At 48.1% G+C, this 26,520-nt stretch carries 20 protein-coding genes; 15 read left to right on the top strand and 5 right to left on the bottom strand.

Annotation, left to right across the window (positions count from 1 at the left end; all coding sequences use genetic code 11):
- The first annotated feature begins 1 nt into the window (after position 1).
- Positions 2-607: a manganese catalase family protein gene (locus tag Q0Y65_RS03155; RefSeq protein ID WP_297956862.1), complete on the top strand. Its 606-nt coding sequence runs from the start codon at positions 2-4 to the stop codon at positions 605-607.
- Here Q0Y65_RS03155 and Q0Y65_RS03150 read toward each other — a convergent pair.
- Positions 588-3,284 (bottom strand): CotH kinase family protein, encoded by a 2,697-nt coding sequence (locus Q0Y65_RS03150; RefSeq protein ID WP_297956860.1) that lies wholly within the window; start codon positions 3,282-3,284, stop codon positions 588-590. The two genes, Q0Y65_RS03155 and Q0Y65_RS03150, sit on opposite strands and share 20 nt — an antisense overlap.
- Positions 3,285-3,740: 456 nt before the next feature.
- Here Q0Y65_RS03150 and Q0Y65_RS03145 point away from each other — a divergent pair, with 456 nt between their 5' ends.
- Together Q0Y65_RS03145 and Q0Y65_RS03140 are read left to right on the top strand one after the other, a co-directional pair.
- Positions 3,741-4,784, top strand: a complete 1,044-nt coding sequence (locus tag Q0Y65_RS03145; RefSeq protein WP_297956858.1) for a hypothetical protein — start codon at positions 3,741-3,743, stop codon at positions 4,782-4,784.
- Between the two features lie 68 nt (positions 4,785-4,852).
- On the top strand, positions 4,853-5,755 hold the full coding sequence (locus Q0Y65_RS03140; RefSeq protein ID WP_297956856.1) for a hypothetical protein: 903 nt from the start codon (positions 4,853-4,855) through the stop codon (positions 5,753-5,755).
- Positions 5,756-5,839: 84 nt separating this feature from the next.
- Here the strand turns inward: Q0Y65_RS03140 and Q0Y65_RS03135 are convergent, their stop codons facing one another.
- The gene (locus tag Q0Y65_RS03135; protein ID WP_297956853.1) at positions 5,840-6,994 is read right to left on the bottom strand and encodes a leucine-rich repeat protein; all 1,155 of its coding nucleotides are present in this window, start codon (positions 6,992-6,994) and stop codon (positions 5,840-5,842) included.
- A gap of 271 nt (positions 6,995-7,265) precedes the next feature.
- On the opposite strand from Q0Y65_RS03135, the gene Q0Y65_RS03130 reads away from it, so the two are divergent.
- Positions 7,266-7,442 (top strand): hypothetical protein, encoded by a 177-nt coding sequence (locus Q0Y65_RS03130; protein ID WP_297956850.1) that lies wholly within the window; start codon positions 7,266-7,268, stop codon positions 7,440-7,442.
- Positions 7,442-8,803 carry a recombinase family protein gene (locus Q0Y65_RS03125; protein ID WP_297956848.1) on the top strand — a complete coding sequence of 454 codons (1,362 nt, stop codon included), beginning with the start codon at positions 7,442-7,444 and terminating at the stop codon, positions 8,801-8,803. Before Q0Y65_RS03130 ends, Q0Y65_RS03125 begins: the two co-directional genes overlap by 1 nt.
- A gap of 29 nt (positions 8,804-8,832) precedes the next feature.
- On the opposite strand, the gene Q0Y65_RS03120 is transcribed toward Q0Y65_RS03125, so the two are convergent.
- From Q0Y65_RS03120 to Q0Y65_RS03110, 3 genes are read right to left on the bottom strand one after another with little or no spacing between them, the layout of a single operon-like run.
- On the bottom strand, positions 8,833-9,723 hold the full coding sequence (locus Q0Y65_RS03120; RefSeq protein WP_297956846.1) for a class C sortase: 891 nt from the start codon (positions 9,721-9,723) through the stop codon (positions 8,833-8,835).
- An 18-nt stretch (positions 9,724-9,741) separates the two neighbouring features.
- Positions 9,742-10,326: a signal peptidase I gene (gene lepB, locus Q0Y65_RS03115; RefSeq protein WP_297956844.1), complete on the bottom strand. Its 585-nt coding sequence runs from the start codon at positions 10,324-10,326 to the stop codon at positions 9,742-9,744.
- A 2-nt stretch (positions 10,327-10,328) separates the two neighbouring features.
- Positions 10,329-10,517, bottom strand: coding sequence for a hypothetical protein (locus tag Q0Y65_RS03110; RefSeq protein WP_297956841.1), 189 nt, complete (start codon positions 10,515-10,517; stop codon positions 10,329-10,331).
- A gap of 516 nt (positions 10,518-11,033) precedes the next feature.
- On the opposite strand from Q0Y65_RS03110, the gene Q0Y65_RS03105 reads away from it, so the two are divergent.
- The 10 genes from Q0Y65_RS03105 (at position 11,034) to Q0Y65_RS03065 (ending at position 26,517) form a co-directional block, all read left to right on the top strand.
- Positions 11,034-11,390 (top strand): hypothetical protein, encoded by a 357-nt coding sequence (locus Q0Y65_RS03105; RefSeq protein ID WP_297956838.1) that lies wholly within the window; start codon positions 11,034-11,036, stop codon positions 11,388-11,390.
- Positions 11,391-11,426: 36 nt separating this feature from the next.
- Entirely contained in the window at positions 11,427-11,999 is a 573-nt protein-coding gene (gene lepB / locus Q0Y65_RS03100; protein WP_297956835.1) for a signal peptidase I, read from the top strand.
- A 25-nt stretch (positions 12,000-12,024) separates the two neighbouring features.
- Positions 12,025-16,629: a carbohydrate binding domain-containing protein gene (locus tag Q0Y65_RS03095; protein WP_297956832.1), complete on the top strand. Its 4,605-nt coding sequence runs from the start codon at positions 12,025-12,027 to the stop codon at positions 16,627-16,629.
- Between the two features lie 357 nt (positions 16,630-16,986).
- Entirely contained in the window at positions 16,987-17,049 is a 63-nt protein-coding gene (locus Q0Y65_RS15720; RefSeq protein ID WP_363293502.1) for a hypothetical protein, read from the top strand.
- Positions 17,027-18,481 carry an isopeptide-forming domain-containing fimbrial protein gene (locus Q0Y65_RS03090; protein ID WP_363293501.1) on the top strand — a complete coding sequence of 485 codons (1,455 nt, stop codon included), beginning with the start codon at positions 17,027-17,029 and terminating at the stop codon, positions 18,479-18,481. Before Q0Y65_RS15720 ends, Q0Y65_RS03090 begins: the two co-directional genes overlap by 23 nt.
- Positions 18,482-18,587: 106 nt before the next feature.
- Positions 18,588-19,496: a class C sortase gene (locus Q0Y65_RS03085; protein WP_297956826.1), complete on the top strand. Its 909-nt coding sequence runs from the start codon at positions 18,588-18,590 to the stop codon at positions 19,494-19,496.
- The gene (locus Q0Y65_RS03080; protein ID WP_297956822.1) at positions 19,480-20,526 is read left to right on the top strand and encodes a Cna B-type domain-containing protein; all 1,047 of its coding nucleotides are present in this window, start codon (positions 19,480-19,482) and stop codon (positions 20,524-20,526) included. Before Q0Y65_RS03085 ends, Q0Y65_RS03080 begins: the two co-directional genes overlap by 17 nt.
- A gap of 272 nt (positions 20,527-20,798) precedes the next feature.
- Positions 20,799-21,707 carry a leucine-rich repeat domain-containing protein gene (locus Q0Y65_RS03075; RefSeq protein WP_297956820.1) on the top strand — a complete coding sequence of 303 codons (909 nt, stop codon included), beginning with the start codon at positions 20,799-20,801 and terminating at the stop codon, positions 21,705-21,707.
- A 183-nt stretch (positions 21,708-21,890) separates the two neighbouring features.
- Positions 21,891-23,801, top strand: coding sequence for a glycosyl hydrolase (locus Q0Y65_RS03070; protein ID WP_297956817.1), 1,911 nt, complete (start codon positions 21,891-21,893; stop codon positions 23,799-23,801).
- 37 nt (positions 23,802-23,838) lie between these two features.
- Positions 23,839-26,517: a glycoside hydrolase family 9 protein gene (locus Q0Y65_RS03065; RefSeq protein ID WP_297956792.1), complete on the top strand. Its 2,679-nt coding sequence runs from the start codon at positions 23,839-23,841 to the stop codon at positions 26,515-26,517.
- Positions 26,518-26,520: the final 3 nt, after the last annotated feature.

The raw sequence follows: 26,520 nt of genomic DNA, 5'->3' as shown, positions 1-26,520 counted from the left end.
TATGTGGCAGTATGAGAAGAAATTACAGTATCCCGTGAAAATAAAGACTCCCAATGCAAAGCTGGCTAAGGTAATAATATCGCAGCTCGGAGGTCCCGACGGAGAGCTTTCGGCATCTCTGCGCTATCTCAACCAGAGGTATGCAATGCCCTACGGCGAGGTCAAAGGGCTCCTGACGGATATCGGTACAGAGGAGCTGGCACACTTTGAGATGATCTCGGCTATACTCTATCAGCTCACAAAGGATCTCTCGATCGAGGAGATCAAGGCCAGCGGCTTTGACACCTATTTTGTGGACCATACCACGGGGATTTATCCCGTTGCGGCCTCGGGAGCTCCATTTACAGCCGCGTATTTCCAGTCCAAAGGCGATATTCTTACGGATATACAGGAGGATATGGCTGCGGAACAGAAGGCGCGTACCACCTATGACAATATCCTGCGGCTGGCTGACGATCCCGACGTCAGGGATCCCATTCGCTTCCTGCGCGAGCGTGAGATAGTCCACTATCAGCGGTTCGGTGAACCGTTTCGGTCATGGTGCAAAAAAAACGGCCCGGAGTTATCTCCGGGCCGCGTTGTCTTATTTACTTTTCTTCAGCATTAAGGAGCTCGCGTCTCATTGCGATGAGATCGAATACATCAACTACCTCGTCGCTGTTGAGATCGCCATTCTGCCAGCATGAAAGCTCTGCATCGCTGTCTGCGGTCAGCCATTTCTGGAGCAGTACCAGATCGCTGATATTGAAGCTTCCGTCCGCATTGACGTCGCCGCGGATATCTGTTCCGTAGACTGCGGTTATCGTTGCGTCGGCGCTGAGTCTGATGCTGATATCCGTGGATTCCTCATTGCCCTCGGTGATTTCCGCACCCTTGATGATCCAGTGGGAGAAGGTGCTTCCCTCATTGGGAAGAACAGAGACCGTTATATCATAGTCGGAGTGATAGTTTCCGCTCCACTGGGAGACATTTCCGAGAGAAAGGGTATTAAGCCTTATTCCGCCCTGAGCGTCGTTGTTCTTTACGGTGAGCTTATTTGGAGCGGTATTGAGCTTCATAGCTGATCTTGTAGTCTTCTCGGCATATGTATAGCGCTGAGAGTAGAAATTAGTTACGGTGGACATTTCTCCCTCAAAGCGTCTTTCGCCGTTATTCCCTGAAAGGCTGTTTGAATGGAAACGCTCGAAGGTATCGAGTACCTGTTCTTTGTAGCTGTTCTTGTAGCCGTTTATAACTTCCTTTGTCCTTTCGGGAGCAAAGTTGTAGTTTGCAAGGTCCATCATCGTTCTTGAGAAGGCCAGCCTGAATTCCTCGTTCTTTGTGAGAGCGGTGAACATCTTTCCGATGTCGCTGTCGGTGCTGCTGATACGTCTGTAGCAGTCGGCGGAAACGGACTTATCGCTGCTGCCGTAGAGTCCCTGACCCGACTCGGTGTCGAAGAGTATCATTCTCCACTTGCCGTCTGCGTAGGGATTTTCCTCGTCGATGACATCGGAGCGCCATACGGAGTAATTTCTCTGGGGCCAGTCTGCATTTGCCCAGTAGATCTGAGCTGCGAAATAGTCCATGAAGCCCTGGAGATCCACTTTATTGCAGAACTCCTCATATGATATGCTGCCGTCTGCAACGCCCTTGCAGAGCTTGCTCCAGTCATTGAGGTCTTCTTCGGTGCCGTCCTCGAGCTCGCCGTTCTTTATCATGGCGATATCGCTCTTTTTAACGCCGTAATGAGCGTTGAGATAGCCTGTATTTATCTTTTCAAGCATCTGGTAAATACCCCAGAACTCGCCGTCAACGAATACGATGCACTCTTCTGTTGCCTGATGAGCAAAGGCTCTGTCTGCAACGAGATCCTGATTTATGCTGTCGCGGAAGAAGGCGTAGGTGTTGTCGTTGCCGCCGTTTCTGAGAACTACGCCGTCATACTTCTTGATTGCCTTACCGTTCTTTGCCTTTACTGCCGTGCCCGAGAACAGATCGTGCTGGAATTCGGGAGTGCCGTAATCCTGGCGGGTGTATACATTAAAGCTTTTCTGTGGGAGACATCTGGAATAGTTGCCCTTGATGCGTATGCCCACGTTCTGTTCCAGGACCTTTTCGCCGTCCTCGAACAGGGTGAACGATGCCTCGCGCTCCCACTCCCTGCCTCTCTGGGTATAGTTGGCAGGCATTTCCCATGGATTATTGGGGGCTCTGTGACGTACCTCGCGCTCTCCGGGACCTCCCTCGGGGCCGCCGGGTCTTTCTTCCTCCCCGGGCTTGTCCTCTTCCTTGGGCTTGTCTTCCTCTTTGGGCTTTTCCTCTTCCTTGCCGCCGTATATCTTTCCGAGACAGTAGATGCCTTTTTCGTAGTCGAAAAGGTTGTCGGGATCGGTCACAAGTGAGACTACCTTCATACTTGTGTAGTAGCCCGAATTGGTCTTGCCTATGAAATATGTGGCTGTGACAGGCTCACTGACACGTCCCTCGCTGTCAACAGCTACTGCGCGGATTATAGCCGCCTTGTCAACCTTATTGCGGGGAGCCTCTGCATTTCCCGGAACTATGTCAGTGCGTGCGCTGAGGCGGTTATCGGTATCCGACATATCCTCCACGGTAATGGGAGCGGTGTATTCCTCGGACTCTGCCGTGGGATCACTGCCGTCGGTGGTATAGTATATCTTGCAGCCCTCGTCGGCTGTTATAGTAAGTGAGAAGCTTTCGCCGTAGAAGCCGCTTTCCTGTGAGAGTACCGGCTGATGAACCGCATTGCTGCCTTCGGGAGCCTTGTTCTCGTCGTCGGGAGTACACCCGAGAGTGTAGAACTCTCCGCTGCCGTCGGGATACTGTCCGTATGAGGTGTCGGAGGCCAGCGCACCGAAGGTGATGGTATGTACTGTATTGCCCTGCTTATCTGTGAGGAGCAGTGTCTCGCCTGAGGTGGAAAGTCCGAAGGGAGCTATGGCTGTGTTGGCGGCTGCTGCGTCGCTGTCGCAGAAAACAGTGAGCCTGCCCTTGGAGGGTATCTTCGTTCCGTCGGGGAATACATAGAGATAGGGGGCATCGGTCTTGTCGGAGAGCCCCCAGCCCGAAATATCGGCTTCGCTGCCGCTGTTATTGTAGAGCTCTATCCAGTCGTAGCAATTGCCGTCAGATGATTTGTAAACGGTGTTCTTGGCGCATATCTCGTTGAGGGTCACGCCGCCCTTGTCGTCCGCTGCGGCAGGCAGGTATGCGGCGGTCTGCATTATCATGCCGAGACAGACCGAGCACGCAGCGATCTTCAGTTTAAAGTGCTTTTTCATGTTTTCCTCCTGTTTATAAGTTTTTTCCTCATTGAAAAAAATCATATATATGTCAGGAACTGAAACGGTCGTTTTTTCTGAAGTAAGACTGCTGCTGCGATGTTTTTTATAGCTGATAGCAAAAATGTGTGAATGGCAGAATAAAGTTTTTTTTTTATATTATATCATATTTATTTATGGATAGCAATACTTGCGGAAAAATCGGCATATGTACGGATCATTATGCCGATCGGACGTATCTTTTACGAAGGTGAGAGGACCTTATCCGACCTTCAGCCGTGACAATGTAGAATTATTCTCATTATAGTTTACGCAGGAGTGGGCTTGTAATCGGGGTATCGGCGGATTGTTGACAAAAAAAGCAGGATAATGTATAATATCAGTATCGGCAGGCGCTGCATAAGGGGTAAAATATGTGATGGTGCTCCGATAAATATGATACAGGGGGAATGATATATGCCACATTCATCAGGAGGAGGCTCCCACGGCGGAGGCTCTCACGGAGGTTCACACGGCTCACACGGCAGCAGCGGACCCAGGATAAGCAGAACTCACTTTCACGGTTCAAGGAGATATGTTTATTACAACAGAAACAATGAACCGAAATACTTCTACGCAGACGATAAATTCAAGCCCGGATTCCATCCGCTGAGGCTTCTGGTGGGTATATTTTACCTGCCCTTTCTGATCGTTATCTTCTTTATGTTCAAGGAAGCCCTTCCCATAGTGCCGAAGAATTATGACCATACTATCATAATCAAGGACGAGGCCGATGTTATCGACAATGAGGACGCCCTGTACTCCGAGCTGGAGAGGTTCATGAAGAAAACAGGTGTAACTCCCTCGGTGGTAACGGTATATAACGAAAGCTGGGACACTTCCTTTTCTCTTGAAGAATATGCCTATTCCAGATACCTTCAGGAGTTCGATGACGAGATGCACTGGCTCATAGTCTATTCTGAGCCCATAGATCCCAATCCCGATTTCAACGACTGGTACTGGGAGGGTATGCAGGGCGACGATACCGACTCTGTTCTCAAGGAAAAATACACATCCATGTTTAACGAGCAGTTCCATAATATGCTCTGGAGCGGGGACAAGGTCGATGAATCACTGAAGACCTCCTTCGGTTATGTGACGGATCATTTCTCAAAGAAGCCTGATATGAGCGAGCTTTTTTCTCCTCTGTTCATGCTTGGATTTGTCCTGTTTCATGCCTTCTTCATGCTGGGAATACCCAATCTGAAATACAGGAACGCGGTGCTTGCGCCCGAGGAGGGTACTGCGGGAAATTCTGCGGTAGATGTCGGTACCTATCAGCCAAGGTCATATGACAGCTATACTCCTCAGAGCGGCATGAATGATCTGTACAGCTCACAGAAGAACAATATCACGGGATATGTTTCAAAAACGGTGGTGTGTCCCTACTGCGGAATAACATATGCTTCAAAGTATAAGCGCTGTCCCGGCTGTAATGCGGCCAACGACAATAATGTATAATAAAAGCGGCTCTTTTTCTGAGCCGCTTTCATTTGGATTTGATTTTCACGGAACATGGAGGTAGGAATATGAAAAGGATCATGCTATTTGCCGCAGCGGCTCTGGCGGCAGTATTATCCGCAGGGTGCAGCGATCATACGAAAGATCCTGAAAAGTCGTCGTCTGCTGTGACTGAGACGGCAGCTGCTGAGACGGCTGACGTTACCGAGACATCAACGGCAGCTGCTGAGACCGCTGCGGCGGTCACTTCTGCAACCTCGTCCGAAACTGCTTCATCAGCGGTTTATGAACACCGCGCAGAGGTGGCTGCCTCAGCCTTCGACCGCTCCGTGCCTGAAAAGTACAGAAGCATGGACGCTGAAAGTATACCGAAAAAAGTCGCTGATATCATTGATAACGGCGGGAAAGTCAACGGAATACTTCATTCGCTGTGGATAGACAAAGACTCTGACGAGATATATCTATGCGTATATTATGGTGACATATACGGCTATAAAAGCGAATCCCTTACAATTAATAAGGGGTATTCGTTCTATCGTCTCAACGGAAATACAGGCGAGCTTACATTTCTTGCGGACGATGACGATTCTCCTCTACGCAATTTTTATGCTATGACGATCATGGACGGAAAGCTGCTGGTGGGCTCGTATCACGGCTTCTATCTGATAGACGGTGAAGCTCACGAGATAGTGACTCTTGACCCTGACAACGAGCCTCTTGGCGGTTCAACAATGGTGCGTGACGGAAAGGTGTATCTTATCAGTCATGTTCAAAGCGATACAGGCAAACATGAGCCCTGTCACAGGATATACGACCCGTTGACCGGTGAAATGACCGATGTTGACGGATTTGCCGATGATCTGTACGATAATCCGAGCTTTGCCGAATACGCTGATGAAAACAATGTGCCATACAGTATTTCCGGGGTTACTGACGAAAACGGCGCTCTGACATATGTTATTGAGTGGTGAGACTGCCTGGTCTGTGATAAAAAAGCCTCCGTACCATGCCGTAATATGGCTGTACGGAGGGCTTTTTTATTAATCGGGCGTTTATCAGTTCTTTGCGATAAGTGCTTTTCTCATGCTTACCAGATCGTATACGTCCAGTATGTCGTCTTCGCAGAGATCTCCTGCCTTCCAGTCGGCAAGCTGCGTATCGGGTACGGCAAGGAGCCACTTCTGCAATAATACCAGATCGGATACATTGAAAGCTCCGTCCTTGTTTATATCGCCGACCACATCCTGAGGCTCAACGTGGCTCTCGTCAAAGATAAGTCTCGCTCTCTGGAGGAACTGATCGTTTGAGGGCTTCTGTACGCTGTTCCACTTGGACTCGCTGCCATAGAAAGTAATAGTTGCAGAAGCTGTGTTATCGGTGAAAGTATATCCGTCAATGCTCTTGAGATTGCCTGAGATTTTCAGATCAGTCAGCTTGTTGCAGGCTGCGAAAACTCCGAAGCCCATGGTCTCTGCGCCCTTCAGCTCAGCTGATTTCAGGTTGTCGCAGTACCAGAATACATTATCTGTAATCTCGGTGACGCCTACAGGGAATACAACAGATGTGAGATCCTTGTTCTTGGCGAATGCTCCCGAGGCAACATATGTGACGTTTGATGGAACGGTGACATCGCCTTTGCAGGTCCTGCCGTCGATAACTGCGTTATTGACGATAACGAGGGGATCTTCCTTTCTCTTTGCGTCCAGCCACGGAGTGTTATCAAAGGTATAGTCCATGGTCTTTACCTGATGATCTGGGAAGTTTACCTCTGAAAGTGAGGTGCAGTTCTCAAAGGCGTGTATGCCTATTTTCTCAAGGTTGGCAGGGAGAGTAACGGATTTGAGGTTCTTACAGTCGGTGAAGGTATAGAAACCAAGCTCCGTCACCGTATCGGGGAGAGTCAGGGTGGACATCTCACTGAGCTGGAATGCATACATACCAATGGAAGTAACAGGCAGTCCTTCTATGGAAGAAGGTATCTCCACTGACGATACTTTTGTGGACTTGGCGCTTGAGATCTCGATGTGATCCGAAAACTTCCTGTAGTTGAAGTTGGAGTCTGAGCCATAGGTGTAGTCATCATCGGCTGCATATGCTGTCATGGGGGCTGCTGAGAATGAACCCGCATTCATGGACAGCGGCAGTCCGCCCATAAGGGCAAATGCAGTTATAAATGCTGCTGTTTTCAGTGCTTTTTTCATAGCTTTCATAAAAAATCCTCCTCTTGTGTTTCTTATAAATGTATTTCGGAGCGTCTGCCGCTCCGCAGTTTTCTGAGAGGCCGCGTGATCATTGTATATGAGAGAGGGAGCGCCTGAGCATATAAATGCACTGACGATACAATGATCTCCATACATTATAGCACATTATTATCTGCAATTCAAGCGATTATTTGTGAATAATTAAAGAAATACGACAATTTTTTTTCATGTGGTAATGGGACGGGCAGGTTTCCGATAGAATATAGCGGAGGCGATGTGTATGGATATTGACAGAACCGGCTGTGTTTCGGAAATATGGTCTTTGAAAACGGAAAAGGGAGAGATCACGGTGGAGGAGCTCATACCTGCGGAAACGGACGAAAGGACGCTCCGTAGGGCTCTGGATGAGCTGCGCGGTATATTGGGTGAATGCGGGAATGCTTCGGAGGGGGACTGATGATAGCTATATACGCAAGACAGTCCGTGGAGAAGGCTGACAGTATCTCCATAGAGCAGCAGATAGAGGTGTGCCGCTATGAGACGAGGGGAGAGGAGTTCAGAGTGTATACCGACAGGGGATACAGCGGCAAGAACACCAACCGTCCGCAGTTCACGGAGATGATGAAGGATATCGGCGACGGCCTCATAAGTACGGTGGTGGTATACAAGCTTGACCGCATAAGCCGTTCCATTCTTGATTTTTCAAATATGATGGAGCTTTTCGGCAGGTACGGCGTGAAGTTCGTATCTGCTACCGAGAAGTTCGATACCTCCTCGCCCATGGGGAATGCCATGCTGAATATCTGTATAGTTTTTGCACAGTTGGAAAGGGAGACTATACAGAAGCGTGTGGCTGACGCCTATTATTCGCGGAGCTCAAAAAGCCTGTACATGGGTGGTCCTGTTCCTTACGGCTTTAGGAAGGTGCCTGTAGTCATAGACGGCATACATACCTCGATGTATGAAGCCCTCCCAGAGGAGGCTGAGGTGGTTAGGCTAATATATAATATGTACTCCCGGGCAGATACCTCCTGCGGAGATGTTGCAGATCACCTGAATGAGCTGGGGATAGATAAGAGAGGTTCACATTGGGCGCGTCCGCGGATAAGGGAGCTGGTGATGAATCCCGTATATGTCAGGTCCGATGAAGATGTGTATGATTTTTTCATCAGTAACGGCGCGGAGGTCACGGCTCCGCCTGCGGAATATACTGATGGCAGGGGCTGTTACTGCTACAGTGACAGAAACGGAAAGAGGAGCAGCTCCTCAGTGCTGGCAGGGAAAAGGATAGTTCCCGCGCCCCACACTGGCATAGTTGACTCCGGAATATGGCTGAGATGCCGCGAAAAGTGCATGAGCAGACAGAGGGGGATATCCTCCCAGAAGGCGAAAAACTCATGGCTGTGCGGCAAGGTCAGGTGCGGAGCCTGCGGCTGTGCAATGACGGCAAGGCAGTACAGCAACGGCAGGCGTTATCTGTTCTGTTCCGCTTCCTGCGGAGGAGCAGGCACGGTCTATACCGATATGGCGGAGCAGCTGACAGGAGAGTGCATAAAGCTGCGGCTTGCAGGCTTTTCCGCAGAGGGAGAGCATTTCGCGGCAGTGTGGGACGGCCTGAGCTTCTGCGGGAAAAGACGTGCTGCGGACGCTCTTATCCGTGTGATATACGTTACGGGCAGCAGTATCACTGTGCAGTGGCGGGTGGGGCTGCACCCTGAACGGAACGGGGAAGCGCTTCGTATAGCACAGGATAAACTGGATTCGAGAAACTTCTATGCCTGCAATCCTTCCTTCGACAAGAACTGCGGCAAAAAATAAAAGGAGCGGCTCTCCTCTGTGAGAGCCGCTTACTTTTTCCTGCGTTTTTTTCTGCCTTCAAGGGGTATCTTATAAACCGTTTCCTCGGAGAAGTGTCTCTCGCTGCCGAGTCTGCCCGATACTATCCAGTATATCAGCAGAACTATCAGCACTGCCGTTGCAATGAATGCGTATACCGTCATATCGTCCACCATTACAGCGTCCGACGGTACTTTTACATTGTGGGGATATACCGTGTCTATCCTGTGCGCTCTGACAAGCAGTCTGTGGGTATTGATACCGTAGGGAGTACAGGTCATGAGTGTGACATAGTCCTCCTCGGGGACGGCGCGGAGCTCGTTCCTCTCATATGGCAGAACGGTGACTATCTGATCCACCTCATAGGTCAGCACCTCGTCGAGTATGGTAATGGTAAAGGTGTCGTCCTCGATGAGCTGGTCTATGTCCGTGAAAAGCCTTGCCGACGGCAGACCGCGGTGGGCGGAAATTACTGCGTGACAGCCCGTTCCGCCTACTGGAAGTGAGGAGCCCTGAAGATGTCCCACGGCCACATTGAGCACCTCGGGACTGGTGCCGTGGTAAATAGGCAGGTATACTCCTATCTTGGGGATAGTTATATATCCCATTATACCTGTGCCCGTGATGTCAAGGATATCGCTGTAGCCCTCTACGGTGTCGTGATCCTCAAAGGGTTCGGCAAGAGCGCCGAGAGCGGTGTTGTAGGCCTCGGCTCTCCTGAGGATATTGTCTTTTTCACTGTTGCTCAGGTCTGCAACTGCACGGTCGTATCTGGCTATGGCGCGGGATTGCAGACGGGAGTTCCACCAGTTGCTGAAGCTGGGGTATAGAGTAAGACAAAGTCCTGTGATAAGCATGACCACAAAGATGACATTGGTTATAACACTGCGTTTCTTGCTCATTCCATGTCCTCCGCGGCTCTATCCTATCCTGCCGAAGTCGCTGAAGGGCAGCAGCACCATAGTGGTCTTGCCGATGATGTTCTCCTCGGCAACACAGCCCACAGCTGTTGATCTGCTGTCAACAGAGACCTCTCTTGCGTCGCCAAGCACGAAGTATCTGCCCAGCGGGACGGTATAGGGATAGCTGATGTCACATTCGCCCTCTCCGGAAACAGCGGCGTAGGGTTCGTCGATGACGGTGCCGTTCACGGAGACCCTTCCGCCCTCGTCGATGCTGATCTCATCTCCGGGAAGGCCTATGACGCGCTTTACGAGTATCTTCTTATTATAATAGAAAGATATGATGTCGCCCCTTTTAAGGTGGGGGGCTCGGCTGCAAAGTATGACCTGATCCTCCCTGAGTGTGGGCTCCATGCTTGTGCCCGTGATACGCATTACAGGAAAAACAAGCACGGATAGCAGCACAACTGCTGCCGCTGCGGCTATGAGAGCCCCCAATGTACCCGTAAGGGTCCTGATATAGCGACGTCTGTATTTTCGTCTGTCAAGCTCTTTCTTGAGCTGTTCCGCTGTGGGGATATCCATTTTCTTCTTTTCGTCCATGGTCATTCCTCATTATCACTGTCGGGAGCTGCGTCGGCAGCGGAGTTTTTTACGGCGTTTCCAAGTATTGTGTCAAGACGGGTGCGCAGACCTTCGTTTTCTTCGCTGAGACGGTCAAGTTCCTTCCTCATATAATAGAGCATTTCTATCAGTTCGCTTTTCTTTGCTTTGCGGAGCTGCTTGTCGGTCATACTTATCTCTCCTTGATATACAAAAAGTATTATTTGCTATTGATGTTACAAAAAATATAATTAATTATTAGACATATATTGAAAACATATGAGTTTATATTTTTGTCGCTACATATTATATTATAACGCTTTCGGGGGCTCTGAGTCAATCGAAATGAGCAGAAATATGGATTGTCTAACCAATTTCGGCAATTAGCACAATGATTTAGCAATAGTTTGTGCGGACTGCACATAACAGGGATAAAATGACGTAAAATAGGCGTGTTGCTGACTTACAAAAGTCGGGCCATCTGATATAAAATGACAGCAGAGCTCTTTGATGTTAGTGGAATTATGTGGAACATTTGACTATTCTAATGCTATGTGAACAGTAATGGAGGGGCTGGATTGTTCAAGTCAACGAATTATTTGATAAATTGTAAATAATAAACAAATTCCGTTGACAGCGTGATTAACAGATGGTATAATAAACTTGTAAAAGAAATCTCGCTAATATTTATCCAACAGGAGCATTATATGACTGATAAGGAATTCAGAAAGCTTAAACGCGGCGATCTTATTGCAATAATATATGAGTATCAGAAGAAACAGGATGAACTCGTCAAAGAGCTCGGAGAATTAAGAGCTCAGCTTGATTCCAAAAATCTTAAAATCAGTAAAGCGGGTTCGATAGCAGAGGCTGTTGTCGGGCTCGACTTGCTTTTTGAGACCGCACAGAAAACTGCCGATGACTATATTGAGCAGGTAAGGCTGGCCAATGAGGACGCCGAGAAAAAAGCGGCCGAGATAATAAGTCAGGCGAAGAAAGAAGCTGAGGAGATACTTTCAAAGGCAAAAAAGAAAGCGGAAAGCAGAAAAAACAGACCGAAATAACTGTATTATCCCATTACTGAAGGATGAAGCATTTAAATGTCAGCTAATAAGAAAAAAACGGTCGCTATGCCATCAAAGGAACAGATAGAGACCGAACTTGGTAAAATAAAATATAAGAGAAAATTCGTAAGCACACTGCTGAGCACCGTTTCGATACTGGTCGTTGTGGCTGCTCTGGCAGTGCTGGCTTCAACTTTATTCTTCCCCGTTGTACAGGTGTCGGGCACCAGCATGGAGCCTGCACTGAAAAACGGAGATATCCTTGTGCTTGTAAAGTCTGATGACGTGAAAAGAGGAGATATGTGCTGCGTATCATGGCAGAACAAGACCCTTCTCAAGCGCGTTATCGGCTTGCCGGGTGACCTGATAACCATTGACGATGAGGGCAATGTCAGCGTGAATAACGTACCGCTGGACGAGCCCTATGTCAGCGAGAAAAGTCTCGGTATCTGCGAGATAGAGTTCCCGTATCTGGTCCCCGATAATAAGATCTTTATACTGGGCGACAGACGTGAGACTTCTGTGGACAGCAGAAGCACGGCTATCGGCTGCATAGGTAAGGATCAGATAGTCGGAAAGGTCTTTTTCAAGGCCTGGCCGATAAAATAACCCGAAAGGAGGACAGTGATATAGAATGAAAAACTATATCGACGGTTTTTATGAATTGATCCATAAAAACAGTCTCAAGCGACGGCGTATGGTATCGCTCTTGCTTGTCCTTTCAATGTTCGTATCATCAGGCGTCCTCTGGGGGCTGCACGATACAGGCATTACAATGGTGAATGAGGAGTTATGCGGCATCGCTGAGCATACCCACACGGATGAGTGCTATGAGGACGTTCTTGTGTGCGGACTCGAGGAAGGCGAAGAGCATACTCATACCGCTGAATGTTATGAAAGACGTCTCGTCTGCGGCATGGAGGAGCATATACATAATGCAGTATGCCTCGGCGCAGAAGAGACCATTGACGAGACAGCTGATGACGATATTTTTGCTCTTGGCGGTTCAGTTGAATACATCGATGAGAATGAAGGGGAGTCTGAGGAGATACTTCTCACAGACCTGCCCGATCTCACGCTGGATAACGAGATAGAGCTGTTTGCGGACGGCGATCTGCCCCCGACGGTTAGCACTATCGACAATATCGCCGAAGGTATAAAGTTTACGCTGTTTGATTACGGTGATTCAAACCTGGAGTCGCAGAATAACAATTATGGTTATCACTGGGATGCTGATAATAATGTATGGACTCACCCTAATGTCAATACTACAGACGGAATAAATGCAGGCAGGAATGCTCAGCAGGATATACTGTTTCTTGCTTATGGTACACCTGTAGACAGGCAGTGTGGTGATCCAAATGTTCATAATACAAATGTACCTGTTTATGAGCTTGACGAAAATGGTAATCAAAAATTAGATGACAATGGTAATCCTATAGTGATTGGATACCGAGTTACAGATTATTTACCCGATAAAAACAGCTATTCGGGCGATTACAATTCTACTCCTGTATATTCAGGAAACAGACCTGTTTCGGGTATTGTGGACAACACTCTGACAAATGGTTATCCTACGGTAAATGCAGACGGGCATCACAGCCTTGATTATCTGTTTAACGATGATAATCTGACAGACAGCAACGGAAATATTTACAAAACCGTTTATACTGATGTAAACCATTTGCTGCAGAAAAATAAGACTAATAATCATCTGTTTTATAACAGTAATGATAATTACGCTTACTTCAATACGGATACCAGCGAATTTGATGTTTATAATAAAACTTATGAGATCATCAATGATAATCACCATAAGAAAGATGATGTAAACAACATCAGGTTTGATTCGAATGAGAATCCGATAGTGTATTCCGAAGATAAGGACCCCGGCTTCATGATAGGCTTCTTCCCATTTGATCAGTACGATGAAAGCAGGAGGGATCCTAACTTTGACGGAAACGGATTCAATCACCACTTCGGTATGAAGATGGAGGCCAAATTCGTCAATCCTTCTCCCGAAAATCTGGAGAACGGAGACCCTGTAGCTTTCAAGTACAGCGGCGATGACGATATGTGGGTCTTCGTTGACGGAAAACTTGTCCTCGATATCGGCGGTATCCACGAGCCTACAGGCGGTATGATCGATTTCACCAACGGTCTCGTCTGGATTCAGGATAACGAGCGCGGTGAAACGATGAACACCATAAAGCAAGGTTATACTGACGCTCAGTGGAATGCTCTTCCCAAGCCTATCGGTACCGATACATCAAGTACAAGCCAGGGCTCGGGAAACAAGTGGATAGTTACACCATTAACCAATTATCTGGGTGATAACTGGGACGCTCTTGTAGACGGTAAAAAGCAGCCCCACGAGATCAAGATGTTCTATCTCGAGCGAGGCGGCTGTTATTCAAACCTTGCAATGGAAATGAACCTTCCTACTCTCAAACCCCTTACAGTCAAGAAGGAAGTCGATTATCAGGATCATCTGGTAAAGGATCCTGCTATTGATAATAAGGAATATGAGTTCCAGGTATGGGAATGGGTAAAGGTCAATTCCGATCCCGAAGAGTGGGAATGGGTAAAGCCGAATCTCCCGGGAACTGAGCAGGGATACTTCACGCTCAGGGACGGACGCAGAATGACATTTGAAGATCTTGAGCAGCACAGACAGTTTAAGATAGTTGAGGTCGGTGTTGACCCCAATATCTATGATCAGGTATCGGTAAACGGCGGTACTTCTACACTGCTTAATCCGGGCGGAGGCAATGCGGATATCAGCTCAAGCGAGGATCCCGTTGCTCTCAGCACAACTAATTCCTACATATTCAATAACAGAGTTATTCAGGAAACGACAAAGATAAAGGTCAAAAAGGACTGGGTCGATCCTGAAAACAAAAAACCAGCCGATTTCACAATGAAGTACAAGATCATGCGAACCGACTCCGCCACAGGAGAGGTCAAGCAGATCGCGCTGAGGTATGAGGTTACAGACCCTGATACTCATGAAACAACAATCAAGAAGAGAAGAACGTTCTTGCTCAGGCCCGATGAACAGCTGAATGGTAAGACCATAGATGATCTTCTTGCACGCTACGGAAATCATATCTACAGCTATAAGGTGGAGGAGCTGAACGTTCCGATGAACTTCAAGGCTTCCTACAGTGAAACTACAGAGATTGTTGACGGAAAAGAGATCAGCGTACTTCAGGTAACAAATACGGATATTTCCAAATCGGATATCTTTGTGAGGAAGGAATGGGAGAATACCCCGCCTGAAGGACAGCCTCCCGTAAAGCTTGTTCTCAGACGTGAAATGGTCGGTTATCATCCGAGTGCCAAAACCAACCTGAAGGTCAATCTTATTGACGAGGGTAAAAACCCGATTGCAAGTAAGACCTTCAATGATGTTTACGCTAACGGCAGCGCGGAGATAATCTGCGAGCTTCCCGAAGGAGTAATACTTTACAGAGCGGATGAAGAATACTGTCCTGCTGTTCAGAAAACTCCCGATCAGCTTGTTGCCAAGTATGAGGACGATGAAAACATACTTGTTGTCAAGAACCTGGCGCCGCTCGGAAACGATCCGGATGCTATAGCAAATGAAGTCACTTTAAAGCTGCTGACCTATAATGCGGAAGATGAACTGCTTCTGGTGCATCATTCGTTTACACGAAACACCGACGGCTGGGATGCCAACAGTAATGATCATACTATATCGTATGACAGTGGCGATAATAATACCCAGGCTTACGCAAAATCGGATTCACTCGTTGTAAGCGGAAGAGACAAGTCATGGCACGGTGCAAGACTGTATCTTGATCCTGCAAAATTCAAGATGAACAAGACATATACTTTCAGTACGTATGTTTATCATGAAGCAGGCGAGACTATCCCGTTTAAGTTCACATTCAATGACGGATTGAACAAGGACGATAACAGAAGCTTTAAGCAGATATCACAGGAAGACGTTCCTTCCGGTCAATGGACTCAGCTTACAGGAACTATAACTCTTCCCGCTGAGATCGATCCTTACAATATGTATATTATTGTAGAGACTGCTGATCCGGGCGATCAGGCACCTCGTGTATCGGAATTCCGAATTGATGAGTTTACAGCTATCGAAGGAACAGCAACAGTATCTGTATCACAGCAGACTATGAACGGAAACACAATGACCGATCCCGGTGGTGCTGTAACAGTTGAATTGCCTAACGAAGTGGCACTTCTTAATGATACTTTTGCTAATGATAAATGTGGCTGGCAGAATCATTATGATGCTACCGTTGATTGGGATAGCAATTACGGAGGCAGCATACAGATATCAAGAAGAGGAGGAAGCTATGCAGGAGCCGAAAAGAGTCTTGCTGGATTAGGTTTGGTTGCAGGGCAAGAATACACTTTCAGTACATATTTAGCACCTTCAAATAATAATGAGACATTTAAAATTACTCTGTATAATCCGAATGTTTCAAATAGTTATTTAAATGTTGCAACTTTTACGATGACTGAAGGTGGCTCGTATGAGAAGAAGTATACTATTCCAAACGATATAAATCCTGACAACTATTATGTATATATCGAAACAGATAGCGGAAATAGTAATTTTGGTGTATATGCTTTCGGCATAAGGCAAAAGGTTGTTCCGACATTGAAAAAAATATCTGGATACGACGAATCTACAGGCAAGTATGTATCAAATTACAGCAATTATACCATGGAGATAGATGAGAACTCTATTACCACTCCGCTTCGCCTTGATAATAACGGAGAATATTCTCCCGATACAGGATTTTCCAAGGAGATTACACTTCCCATCGCAGACGATGCAACTGTTGAGCCTAAGAATAAGGTAAGGATAGACGGTGTGTTCCAGCCATTGATGTATCACTGGGATAAAGCTTCACTGGGTGAACAGAACGGCTACCTCTACAGATACTGGATTGAGGAGGTCAAGATCGGAGATGAGACCATAGCCACCGATGTTGTACTGAACGGCGATGAAAAGACCGTTGTAAGTGAACATAACGACTACCTTATATCCTACGACAGACAGTTTGTTGCGACGAATACAGAAAACTCACCGATACTTGTTACAAACAAGTATATCTGGTACAAGCTCCCCGCAACGGGAGGACGGGGCACAACGGGTATATATGTACTCGGAGCTGCTCTCACAGCAATAGGTCTATTTAGCGGATGTGCCGTGAACAGGCGCAGAAGGAGGCGTGATTGAAATGGCTTCCTGAAGTGAACACGCATCCGTAAAATACAAATACAATGAAAATGGAGGAAAATATATGAAAACTAATAAACGCGCTTTAGCGATACTTACATCAGCCTTTATGGCAATCACACCATTAGCAGCTACAGGCATGGCTGCATTTGCGGAAGACGAAGCTCCTGCAACACATGATATAACCGTAGATATGGAAAATGCAAAGGCAGCAGATTCTGCATTTGCAGCATATCAGATCTTTACAGGAAAAGTTGAAAACGGCAAGCTCACAGGAATTCAGTGGGGTTCAGGAATGCCTAATTCTGATGCTGAAAAAATGGAAAATCTCTTAACTGCTCTTCAGGGCGAAGCTGCATTCAAGGTTGGAGAAGGCGGTACAAATGTATTTGCTTCCCTGACATCAGCATCTACAGCTGAGGATTATTCAAAGGCAATTGGTAAGTTAGGCGATAGGTCTGACGCTGCAAATGCACTGGCAAGAATACTTGATGATGTTGTAACTTCTCCTATAACTGATACAAATTCTGCTGCTAATATTATCGGCGGTGCAGCTTCAGGTTACTATCTGGTAAAGGAAACAACAGAAGCTGATGAAGATAATCCTATCACTCTCAATCTTCTTAAAGTAGTTGGCGATGATGTTACTGTCACAACAAAGGAAGATCTTCCTACACTTGAGAAGAAGATAACAGGCGCAACCGCAAAGGACGATGGTAAGGCAAATGCAGTTAGCATAGGCGATGCTGTTCCTTACGAGATAACATCAAAAGTTCCGGATATGACCGGTTACGCAAAGTACTTCTTTGTAATCAGTGATAATATGGTTGAAGGCTTGACATTTAATAATGATGTTGCAATTACCATTGGAGGAACAACCGTACCTGCTGCTAAATATGAGGTTCAGACAGGTGCTGCTGCTGACGGAAATACCTTCCAGATAGTATTCAAGAATTTCTATGGCAATTGGAAGAATAATGCCGGTGATGAGATCAAGGTTACATATTCTGCTACGCTCAATGAGCATGCAGATCGTACTACAACAGGTAACCTTAATACTGCTAACCTGACATACTCGAATAATCCTAATATAGTTCCTGATGGTGAGTCACCTGATAATCCTGATGAACCTAAGCCTCCTACGCCTGATAATCCTGATGAGCCCGGCGATCCTGTTGGAAAGACACCTGATAAGCAGACAAAGACCTATACAGCTAATATCAAGCTCACTAAGGTCGATGGTGCATCTACAGCTACACCAAAGGCAACACTTACAGGCGCTAAGTTCAAGCTGACGGGTACAGCTGCAAACGTTGTTCTTGTAAACGGTACAGCATATCAGAAGGATGCAGCTGGAACATTCTATAAGTTAAAGGATGGAACATTTACAACAACTGCTCCTGATGGAAACGAAAAGTTATATGACGGAACAGATAAGTATAAGGAAGTTACTAATGTAAGCTCAAACACAACATATACAGATATCTGTATGGATGCTTATGTAAAATCTGACGGAACATTAGAGTTCGGCGGTCTTGGTGCTGGTACATATACTATCACTGAGCTTGTAGCTCCTTCTGGTTACAATATGCTTGATGCTCCTATAGTGGTTGTTATCAGCGATACAGGTGTAACATTTGATGCTCCTGCATGGACTGCTACAAAGGATGGCGAAGATATCGATATGAACGATACAGCAACTGTTGAGTTCGAGATAGAGAACAAGGAAGGTTCTACACTTCCTTCAACCGGTGGTATCGGTACTAAGCTGTTCTACATCTTCGGCGGTATCCTCGTTGCAGGTTCCGGCGTTCTTCTCATAACAAAGAAGAGAATGGCTAAGGACAACTAAGCCAAATCAAGCAAAAACAACAATATTTACAGATTCTGAATAATCCGGTGCAGCGGGGGAGCCTTCCTCCGCTGCACAACCATAACATTATCTCAAGGAGCTTTTGATGAAGCGCTTTATTCTGAAGTCGCTGCCATTTATCGCGCTGTTTGTCGGCCTGTTCCTGCTGCTGTATCCAACTGTCAGCGAGCATATAAACGCTATGCACCAGTCCCGTGCTATACAGGCATACAACGATATAGCAGATTCAATGAGCGATGAACAGCAGAGAAGTATTATCAGCGCTGCCAACGATTACAACCAACGACTCGCAGCCACAGACGGAGCTCTTTTCCATCCGGAGCTGGTGGCGGGCTATAATGATACCCTTGATATCACGGGTACGGGTATAATGGGTTATGTGACCATTGAGAAGATCAAGGTCGAGCTTCCCATATATCACAGTGTTGACGAAAACGTTCTGCAGATCGCTGCGGGACATCTTCCGGGAACCAGTCTCCCCGTAGGCGGGGCAGGCACACACGCTGTCCTTTCTGGACACAGAGGCCTTCCCAGTGCCAGACTGTTCACCGATCTGGATAAAATGGAAATAGGCGATGTATTCTATATAACTGTATTGTCAGATGTTCTTACATATCAGGTGGATCAGATCAGGACCGTCAAGCCCTATGAGGTCGATGATCTGGCAATAGAACCCGATAAGGATTATTGTACATTGTTTACCTGTACTCCCTACGGAATCAATTCCCACAGGCTCCTCGTCAGAGGAAGAAGGATCGAGACCAGGGAGGAAATGAAGGTATATGTCGCTAACGACGGCTTTATACTGTCACCTGTGATAGTTGCGCCTGTAATGGCGGCACCTGTTCTTCTGGTACTTTTCATAATAATGATGATAGGCGGCAGAAAGAAACGCAGAGTAACAAAAGTTTCCGAGAATTTGAATGATGCCGGTAAGAATTTGATCCCGGACGAAAAAAACGAAAGGAGTGATGAAAATGCCGAAGATCCGTAAAAGTACGCTGTGCCTGCTCATGAGTATGGTTTGTGTGCTGTTTGTGTTTTCATGGACAGTGCCCCGTGATCTTTCAGCAGCCTCTGACAAGAGCATCACCCTTGAGTGTAAAAAAGACGATGTGGTACTTACGGGAATGAGATGGAAGCTCTACCGCGCAGGTGAAAGAGACGGCGCTGATTTCGTCCTTACAGGCGATTTTGAAGGTTGTCAGGCCGATCTGGAGGATATGTCCGTCGAGAATATCAGCCACGCGGCTCAGACAGTTGAGAGCTTTGCCATACTTAAAAGGATAGACGCCATTGCGGAGGGCTACACAGGTACTGACGGAAGCGTGAAGTTCAGCGGACTTTCCGACGGACTGTATCTTGCAGTGGGTTATCCTCTCGAATCGGGAAATTACTACTACGAGCCCTCGCCTCTGCTTATGGAGGTAAGGAGTGACGATGACAACTTCTCATTCGATGCATATCCAAAGATAGTAAGAGTTACTCTCAGCGAAAGGGCTACGGCCTATACAGTGAGAAAGATCTGGTTGGATGATAATGATCTCTATCAGGTTCGTCCTACTTACGTTACCGTAGATATCTTCAAGGACGAGGAGCTGTATGACACAGTTACCCTTGATGAGAGCAACGAATGGCAGTACCGCTGGACAGCGGCTGACAATTCAAATCAGTGGAGAGTTGCCGAGCGGGTAGTTCCTGTTGATTATGAGGTAAGGATAGATCATAACGATACCCAGTTCCTCATAAGGAACCGCCACAAGATCATAACCGACTGGGGCGACGGCGAAAGAACTACCACTACTACAACTACCACCACTACCACCACAACAACTACCTCCGTGACTACAAGCGGAAGCACGGGGAAGACTACCGCTCCGCCGACGAGCACCGTCACTACAACGACAAAGGTGAAGATACCTCAGACGGGACAGCTCTGGTGGCCTGTGCTGCCAATGGTGATAGGCGGAATACTTTTCGTGATGATCGGTCTGGTTATGAGAGCGGGCCGAAAGAGCGAGTAAGAGGGAAGTATGAATTGCCTTCAGGGGTATTTATACTGATGATAAAATAAGAGAGACGGGCTGTCGGAGCTTATGCTCCGACAGCCTTTTTGCTGCCCTTCGGGAAATATATCGGGAGAATGTTCCCGTAAGCGACGGCGTTTGCGGAGGGTTTGTGCCGCGTCTGCGCAGGAAAAGCACAAAAACTGCGGGAAAGGGTGATATGCAGGGGATATGCGGCCTTTCCGCACAGTGCCGCAGGTGTTATACTCTTATCATAGGAGGAGTATACAATGAAACGATCAATTTTGCTTGCGGCTGCGCTGATTTTTACGGGAGCACCCGAAACGCCGCCTGCGACCAACGAGATAAGCGGCTACGAGTACACCGTGATCGACGGGGAGGTCACGGTGGTCGGCTTCACAGGAGAGCCTGTGTATATAGATATCCCCGGGTTCATCGAGGGCTGTCCCGTCACTGAGATACGGGACAACGCTTTTTACAACTGCCATTCCCTGAAAAGTATAAAACTGCCCGATACGGTGCTGAAAATAGGCCATCACAGCTTCTATGCCTGCTATGAGCTGGAAAGCGTGATACTGCCTGACGGGCTGGAAGAGATAGGCATGGGCTGTTTCTGCGGCTGCGGCGAGCTTTCCTATGTGGAGCTGCCCGACACGCTGAAGGTGCTGCCCGATTCCTGTTTCCGGGCCTGTGCTTCTCTGACGGCAGTGACCCTTCCGCAGGAGCTTGAAACCATAGAAAAGCTCTGCTTCTCGGGGTGCAGGGAGCTAAGGAGCGTGGAAACGGGAGACTCCCTTGCGGATATAGGCGAAAGAGCTTTTTATATGTGCGGCGGTCTGGGGTATGTGTACATACCGCCGTCGGTGAAAAATATAGGCACGGAGGCTCTGGGCTATGACTGCGACGGGAATATGCTGATAAAGCACACGGAAATGATAATTGCAGGTGCGGAGGGCTCGGCTGCGGAGAGATATGCCGAGGAAAACGGAATGGTCTTTGCTGCGGGAGATCGTTCGGTGGGAGCCTTTGCGGAGATCGGCATAAACGACGATCCATCGGGGATACCTGCGGCAGCATGGTGGGGACTTGCTGTGTTTGCAGCTACTGGAGCGGCTGTGCTGTGGTGGGTGTTCGGCGGGAGCGGAGAAGGCAGCTTAAATGATGATAAAAAGGACTGACCATTAATTGCGTTTTTGCAAAAACAGACCACATTTAGGAATGTTTCATAAAATCCCTTGCTTTTTTGCGTGAAATGTGCTATTATAGTTATGGAAGTATGCGTTAAGCTTATTATTTAATTTAGGCGATTAAATTTTAAGTGCATTATTGACAATTGAATACACCGATCTGGAGGGATCATTTTGAAGAAAGATATTATAAAGCGGTCTGCCTGCACTGTGGCTGCTGCTTTCATCGCTTCGGCGGCGATGAGTTTTCCCTCTGTACGCAAGGACGGGAAATATGCTGCGGCAGCAGAGGGGCTGCTGAAGTATGAATTCGAGGACGGCACTGTCTCGGGCGGAGAGATCCACAGCGCTGCGGTGAAAAGCAAGCCCGATGCCGAGACCCAATGGGAGATCAGCGAGTTTTCGGGCAGCGGCTTTGTATTCCTCGGACAGAAGGGGACTTCCATAAGCGTAGATGTCGATGTTCCCGATGCAGGGCTCTATGAGCTGAGCATATGCTACTGCGAGCCCACCGACCCGAACAAGAAGGTACAGTACCTCGATGTGAACGGCGTTAATCAGGGGGAGATAAGCTTCCCTTACAACACATCCTTCGAGGAGACTTCGGGAGGTCTGGTCAGCCTTAAAAAGGGAAAAAACACCATTGCGCTCAGGGCTTACTGGGGCTATGCGTATTATGACTATATCACCCTGAAGCCTGCTTCCAGGAATTATATGGAGCTGTCACCTGACAGAAGCCTTTCAAACAAGAACGCCTCGGAGTCTGCAAAAAGGCTCTACAGCTACCTCTGCGACATATACGGGGAGCATATCCTCTCAGGTCAGCAGGAGTACTGCGGCGAACACTATTATAATGTAAACTCCGACCCCGATCCGAAAAACTATTTAGTTGACAACGAGGCGGAGTTCGAGTACTTACAGGAAAAAACAGGCAGGCAGCCTGCCATAAGAGGCATAGATCTGCTTGCATACAACTCAAACTCCGGTTGGGAGGATCACGCTCCCGAGCGGGCTATACAGTGGACAAACGATAAAAAGGGCATTGCTACTCTCACATGGCACTGGAACGTGCCTGTGGAAAAGGGCAGCAAGGAGACGGCCTTTTACGTTAAGAGTGCCAATCCCAAGTATACCACCTTCAGTATTTCCAATGCGCTGGAGGAGGGCACATGGGAAAATCAGGTGCTCATGGCGGATATAGAGGTCATTGCAAAGCAGCTGAAAAAGCTGAAGGACGCTGACGTCCCCGTGCTGTGGAGACCTCTCCACGAGGCAGAGGGCGGCTGGTTCTGGTGGGGGGCCGAAGGACCCGAGCCCTGCGTGAAGCTCTACAGGCTGCTCTATGACAAGCTGACCAATGACTACGGTCTGGATAACCTTATATGGGTGTGGACGGGTTACACCTTCGCCACATCTCCTGCATGGTATCCCGGCGACGACGTCGTTGATATCGTCGGCTACGACAAGTACAACGCAGCGGACGGTCAGCCCAATCTGAGCGCTATAACCTCTACATTCTACAGTCTGGTGCAGAGCACCGACGGCCACAAAATGGTGGCCATGTCGGAAAACGACTCCATACCGTCGCTGGACAATCTCGTCAGTGAGAAGGCCGCATGGCTTTACTTCTGTCCCTGGTATCAGGGCTATCTGACCAGCGAACAGAACAACCCCGCGGACAGTCTGAATGAGATATACAACAGCGATTACTGTATTACTCTGGACGAGCTGCCCGATCTGAAGAAGTATCCCATAAACGAGGGCGGCGAGGCTTCGGGGACTACCACCACTTCAACGGTCACAACAACTACTACCACGACAACATCGCAGCCTGTCACTGCGTTGCCCGACGATTACCTGAAGGGCGACGCCAACTGTGACGGTACAGTTGAGCTGGCAGATGCGATATTGATAATGCAGTCTCTTGCTAATCCCAATAAATACGGGAAAAACGGCAGCGATGAAAAACATATCACTGCCGCGGGACAGCGCAACGGAGACGTTGACAAAAGCGTCGAAGGTCTGACCTCAAACGACGCTCTGGAGATACAGAGATATCTCCTGAATCTGGTAAAATGGGATTGAATTTTATGATTCATAATTTGAAAGGGAGGAAAAGATGATGAATCACAAAAAACTCTTAGCAGCAGTAATGAGCATTGTTACCGCTGCAACATCTGTCTGCCTGACATGGTCGGTCAATGCGGCAGATACCGAAACGGAGGAGCAGAAGTTCTGCGCCCCCATAAGCGAGGTAGTCACAGACTCAGGTCTTGATATCGACTACGCCCGCGCTTTGCAGTATTCACTGTATTTCTACGACGCCAATATGTGCGGCGATGATGTTGAGGGACACAACCTTCTCTCATGGAGAGGCAACTGCCATACCTATGACGCTCACGTTCCGCTTGAAGAGTGGGACGGCAAAAAGGACAAGAGCACCGCAGGCGGCGTTAACCTTTCTTCTTCGTTCATTGCAAAATACAAGGATATCCTTGATCCCGACGGTGACGGAACAGTGGACGTTGCAGGCGGCTTCCATGACGCAGGCGACCACGTTGAATTCGGTATGCCCGAGAACTACACTGCCGCTACTCTTGCATGGGATTACTACGAGTACCGCGATGTATTCAAGAAGCTGAAGCAGGACGATCATATGGAGACTATCCTGCGTCACTTCAACGATTACCTCATGAAGTGTACCTTCCGCGACAAGGACGGAACTGTCATCGCTCACTGCTATCAGGTAGGTCTCGGTGAGATCGACCATAAGATCTGGAACAACCCCGAGGTTGACACAATGCCTCGTCCCGCGTTCTTCCTTACAGCAGACAAGCCTCAGATAGACTACGTTGTATCAGCCTGTGCGTCACTGGCTATCAACTACCTTAACTTCAAGGACACAGATCCCGAATATGCTGATAAGTCACTTGATTATGCACAGTCCCTCTGGAAGTTCGCCAACGATTCTATCGAGAAGTTCCCGCCTACAGTGGGACAGAAGGAGGATAAGCTCCTTTCCGATAACAATGACGGTCCCGGTGAGTTCTATGGTTCAAGCAAGTGGCAGGACGACTTCTGCTGGGCTGCTGCCTGGATGTACATGGCAACAGGCGATAAGACTTCACTGGAGCAGGCTGCTCCCTACTTCGATTACTACGCTCCCTCGGGCTGGTGCTACTGCTGGAACGATATGTGGAGCGGCGCAGGCGTTATGTGGGCGGTTATCAATCAGGAACACCCCGAGCTGGATCTGGTCCAGATGGTAAGAGACGCTCAGGGCAAGAACCAGTACGTTTTCGATGACTTCTGGGACGATGACTGCGTGGGCAAGTGCCTCAAGACATGGCAGCAGAAAGAAACAAAGGGCGGTTTTGCATTCCTTAACGAGTGGGGAAGCTGCCGTTACAACACAGCTATGCAGCTCATCTGCCTCCTCTATGATAAGTATCACAACAACGGCCAGCCCAGCGAATGGAGCAAGTGGGCTCAGAAGCAGATGGATTATGTTCTCGGCAAGAACGACATAACATACAAGGAAACTGCCAAAATGACCGTGCTTGCAGGCAAGAACGGTACACACGGTCCCAGATCCTTCGTTGTAGGCTATAATGATACAGCTGTAAAGAATCCTCATCACCGTGCTGCTTCAGGCCTCCTCATGGCAGAGGATCCCCGTGAGCAGAAGCATATCCTCTGGGGCGCTCTCGCAGGCGGTCCCGATGATGCGGACGCACACAGCGACAGCACAAACGACTGGAGAGAGAACGAGGTAACCATCGACTATAACGCTGCTTTCGTAGGAGCCTGTGCAGGCCTTTACGAGGTATTCGGCACAGAGGATATGGCTATCACCGAGAATTTCCCTCCTGCTGACGAAAAGAGAGTTTACGGCGGCGGCTCAGAGGGCGGCGGAAGCGGTTACTGGGTTGAGGCTCTTGGTATCGACAAGCCGAACAAGAACGGAGACGGTGCAGGAACCACACAGATATCTTTCAAAGTACTCACAGGTGAGACATCACCCTCCAAGAAGACATCAATACGTTACTTCTTCAACATCAGCGAGATGAAAAACGGAATTGACGGATTGAAGGAAGTACGAGAGCTCTACGATCAGTCCAGCACTGAGGCAGGAGACGAGGGCGCAGACGGCATTATCTCAGGGCCTTTCAAGTATGACAAGGTACCCGATACATATTATGTAGAGGTGACATGGGACGGCTATGTTATCGCAAACTCAGGAAAGAAGTATCAGTTTGATCTGGGTATGTACTACGGAGATTTCTGGGATCCTACAAATGACTGGAGCTATCAGGGACTGAAGATCGGTGACAGCGGAGATTTCTTCGCAGTTGACGATCCCCCGGAGGAGAGAGCGGATCATATCTGTATTTACGCTGACGGTGTTCTTGTAGGCGGTATAGAGCCTGACGGTACGGAGCCGGAGAAGAAGGATGATCCCAAAACTTCTACAACTACAAGCACAACCACAACAACTACTACAGGTCCCAAGCCTACCACAACAACAACTACTACAACTATTGGTCCCGTTGATGAGATAACATACGGCGATACAAACTGCGACGGCAAGGTCGAGCTGGCTGACGCTATCCTCATCATGCAGGCTCTGGCTAACCCCAATAAATACGGCTTAGGCGGCAAGGCTGAAAAGCCTCTGACGGCTCAGGGCAAGCTCAACGGCGACGTTGATCAGTCCACAAAGGGACTTACTTCCGGAGACGCTCTCCGCATACAGGAGTATCTGCTCCACAAGGTCGCAAGCCTTGATCCCACAAAGTAAACT

Source organism: uncultured Ruminococcus sp. (assembly GCF_947301925.1).
Taxonomy (GTDB): domain Bacteria; phylum Bacillota; class Clostridia; order Oscillospirales; family Ruminococcaceae; genus Ruminococcus.
The sequence above is the reverse complement of the archived record's forward strand: the minus strand, read 5'-3'. Positions and strand labels throughout refer to the sequence as shown.

What these genes read in the sequence shown, in the direction of transcription:
- Q0Y65_RS03120 (WP_297956846.1), bottom strand. Translation starts at nt 9,723, where the DNA reads ATGAGCAAGAAACGCAGTGTTATAACCAATGTCATCTTTGTGGTCATG.
- lepB (WP_297956844.1), bottom strand. Translation starts at nt 10,326, where the DNA reads ATGGACGAAAAGAAGAAAATGGATATCCCCACAGCGGAACAGCTCAAG.
- Q0Y65_RS03150 (WP_297956860.1), bottom strand. Translation starts at nt 3,284, where the DNA reads ATGAAAAAGCACTTTAAACTGAAGATCGCTGCGTGCTCGGTCTGTCTC.
- Q0Y65_RS03075 (WP_297956820.1), top strand. Translation starts at nt 20,799, where the DNA reads ATGAAACGATCAATTTTGCTTGCGGCTGCGCTGATTTTTACGGGAGCA.
- Q0Y65_RS03135 (WP_297956853.1), bottom strand. Translation starts at nt 6,994, where the DNA reads ATGAAAGCTATGAAAAAAGCACTGAAAACAGCAGCATTTATAACTGCA.
- Q0Y65_RS03105 (WP_297956838.1), top strand. Translation starts at nt 11,034, where the DNA reads ATGACTGATAAGGAATTCAGAAAGCTTAAACGCGGCGATCTTATTGCA.
- Q0Y65_RS03065 (WP_297956792.1), top strand. Translation starts at nt 23,839, where the DNA reads ATGAATCACAAAAAACTCTTAGCAGCAGTAATGAGCATTGTTACCGCT.
- Q0Y65_RS03140 (WP_297956856.1), top strand. Translation starts at nt 4,853, where the DNA reads ATGAAAAGGATCATGCTATTTGCCGCAGCGGCTCTGGCGGCAGTATTA.
- Q0Y65_RS03095 (WP_297956832.1), top strand. Translation starts at nt 12,025, where the DNA reads ATGAAAAACTATATCGACGGTTTTTATGAATTGATCCATAAAAACAGT.
- lepB (WP_297956835.1), top strand. Translation starts at nt 11,427, where the DNA reads ATGTCAGCTAATAAGAAAAAAACGGTCGCTATGCCATCAAAGGAACAG.
- Q0Y65_RS03080 (WP_297956822.1), top strand. Translation starts at nt 19,480, where the DNA reads ATGCCGAAGATCCGTAAAAGTACGCTGTGCCTGCTCATGAGTATGGTT.
- Q0Y65_RS03125 (WP_297956848.1), top strand. Translation starts at nt 7,442, where the DNA reads ATGATAGCTATATACGCAAGACAGTCCGTGGAGAAGGCTGACAGTATC.
- Q0Y65_RS03130 (WP_297956850.1), top strand. Translation starts at nt 7,266, where the DNA reads ATGGATATTGACAGAACCGGCTGTGTTTCGGAAATATGGTCTTTGAAA.
- Q0Y65_RS03085 (WP_297956826.1), top strand. Translation starts at nt 18,588, where the DNA reads ATGAAGCGCTTTATTCTGAAGTCGCTGCCATTTATCGCGCTGTTTGTC.
- Q0Y65_RS03145 (WP_297956858.1), top strand. Translation starts at nt 3,741, where the DNA reads ATGCCACATTCATCAGGAGGAGGCTCCCACGGCGGAGGCTCTCACGGA.
- Q0Y65_RS03110 (WP_297956841.1), bottom strand. Translation starts at nt 10,517, where the DNA reads ATGACCGACAAGCAGCTCCGCAAAGCAAAGAAAAGCGAACTGATAGAA.
- Q0Y65_RS03155 (WP_297956862.1), top strand. Translation starts at nt 2, where the DNA reads ATGTGGCAGTATGAGAAGAAATTACAGTATCCCGTGAAAATAAAGACT.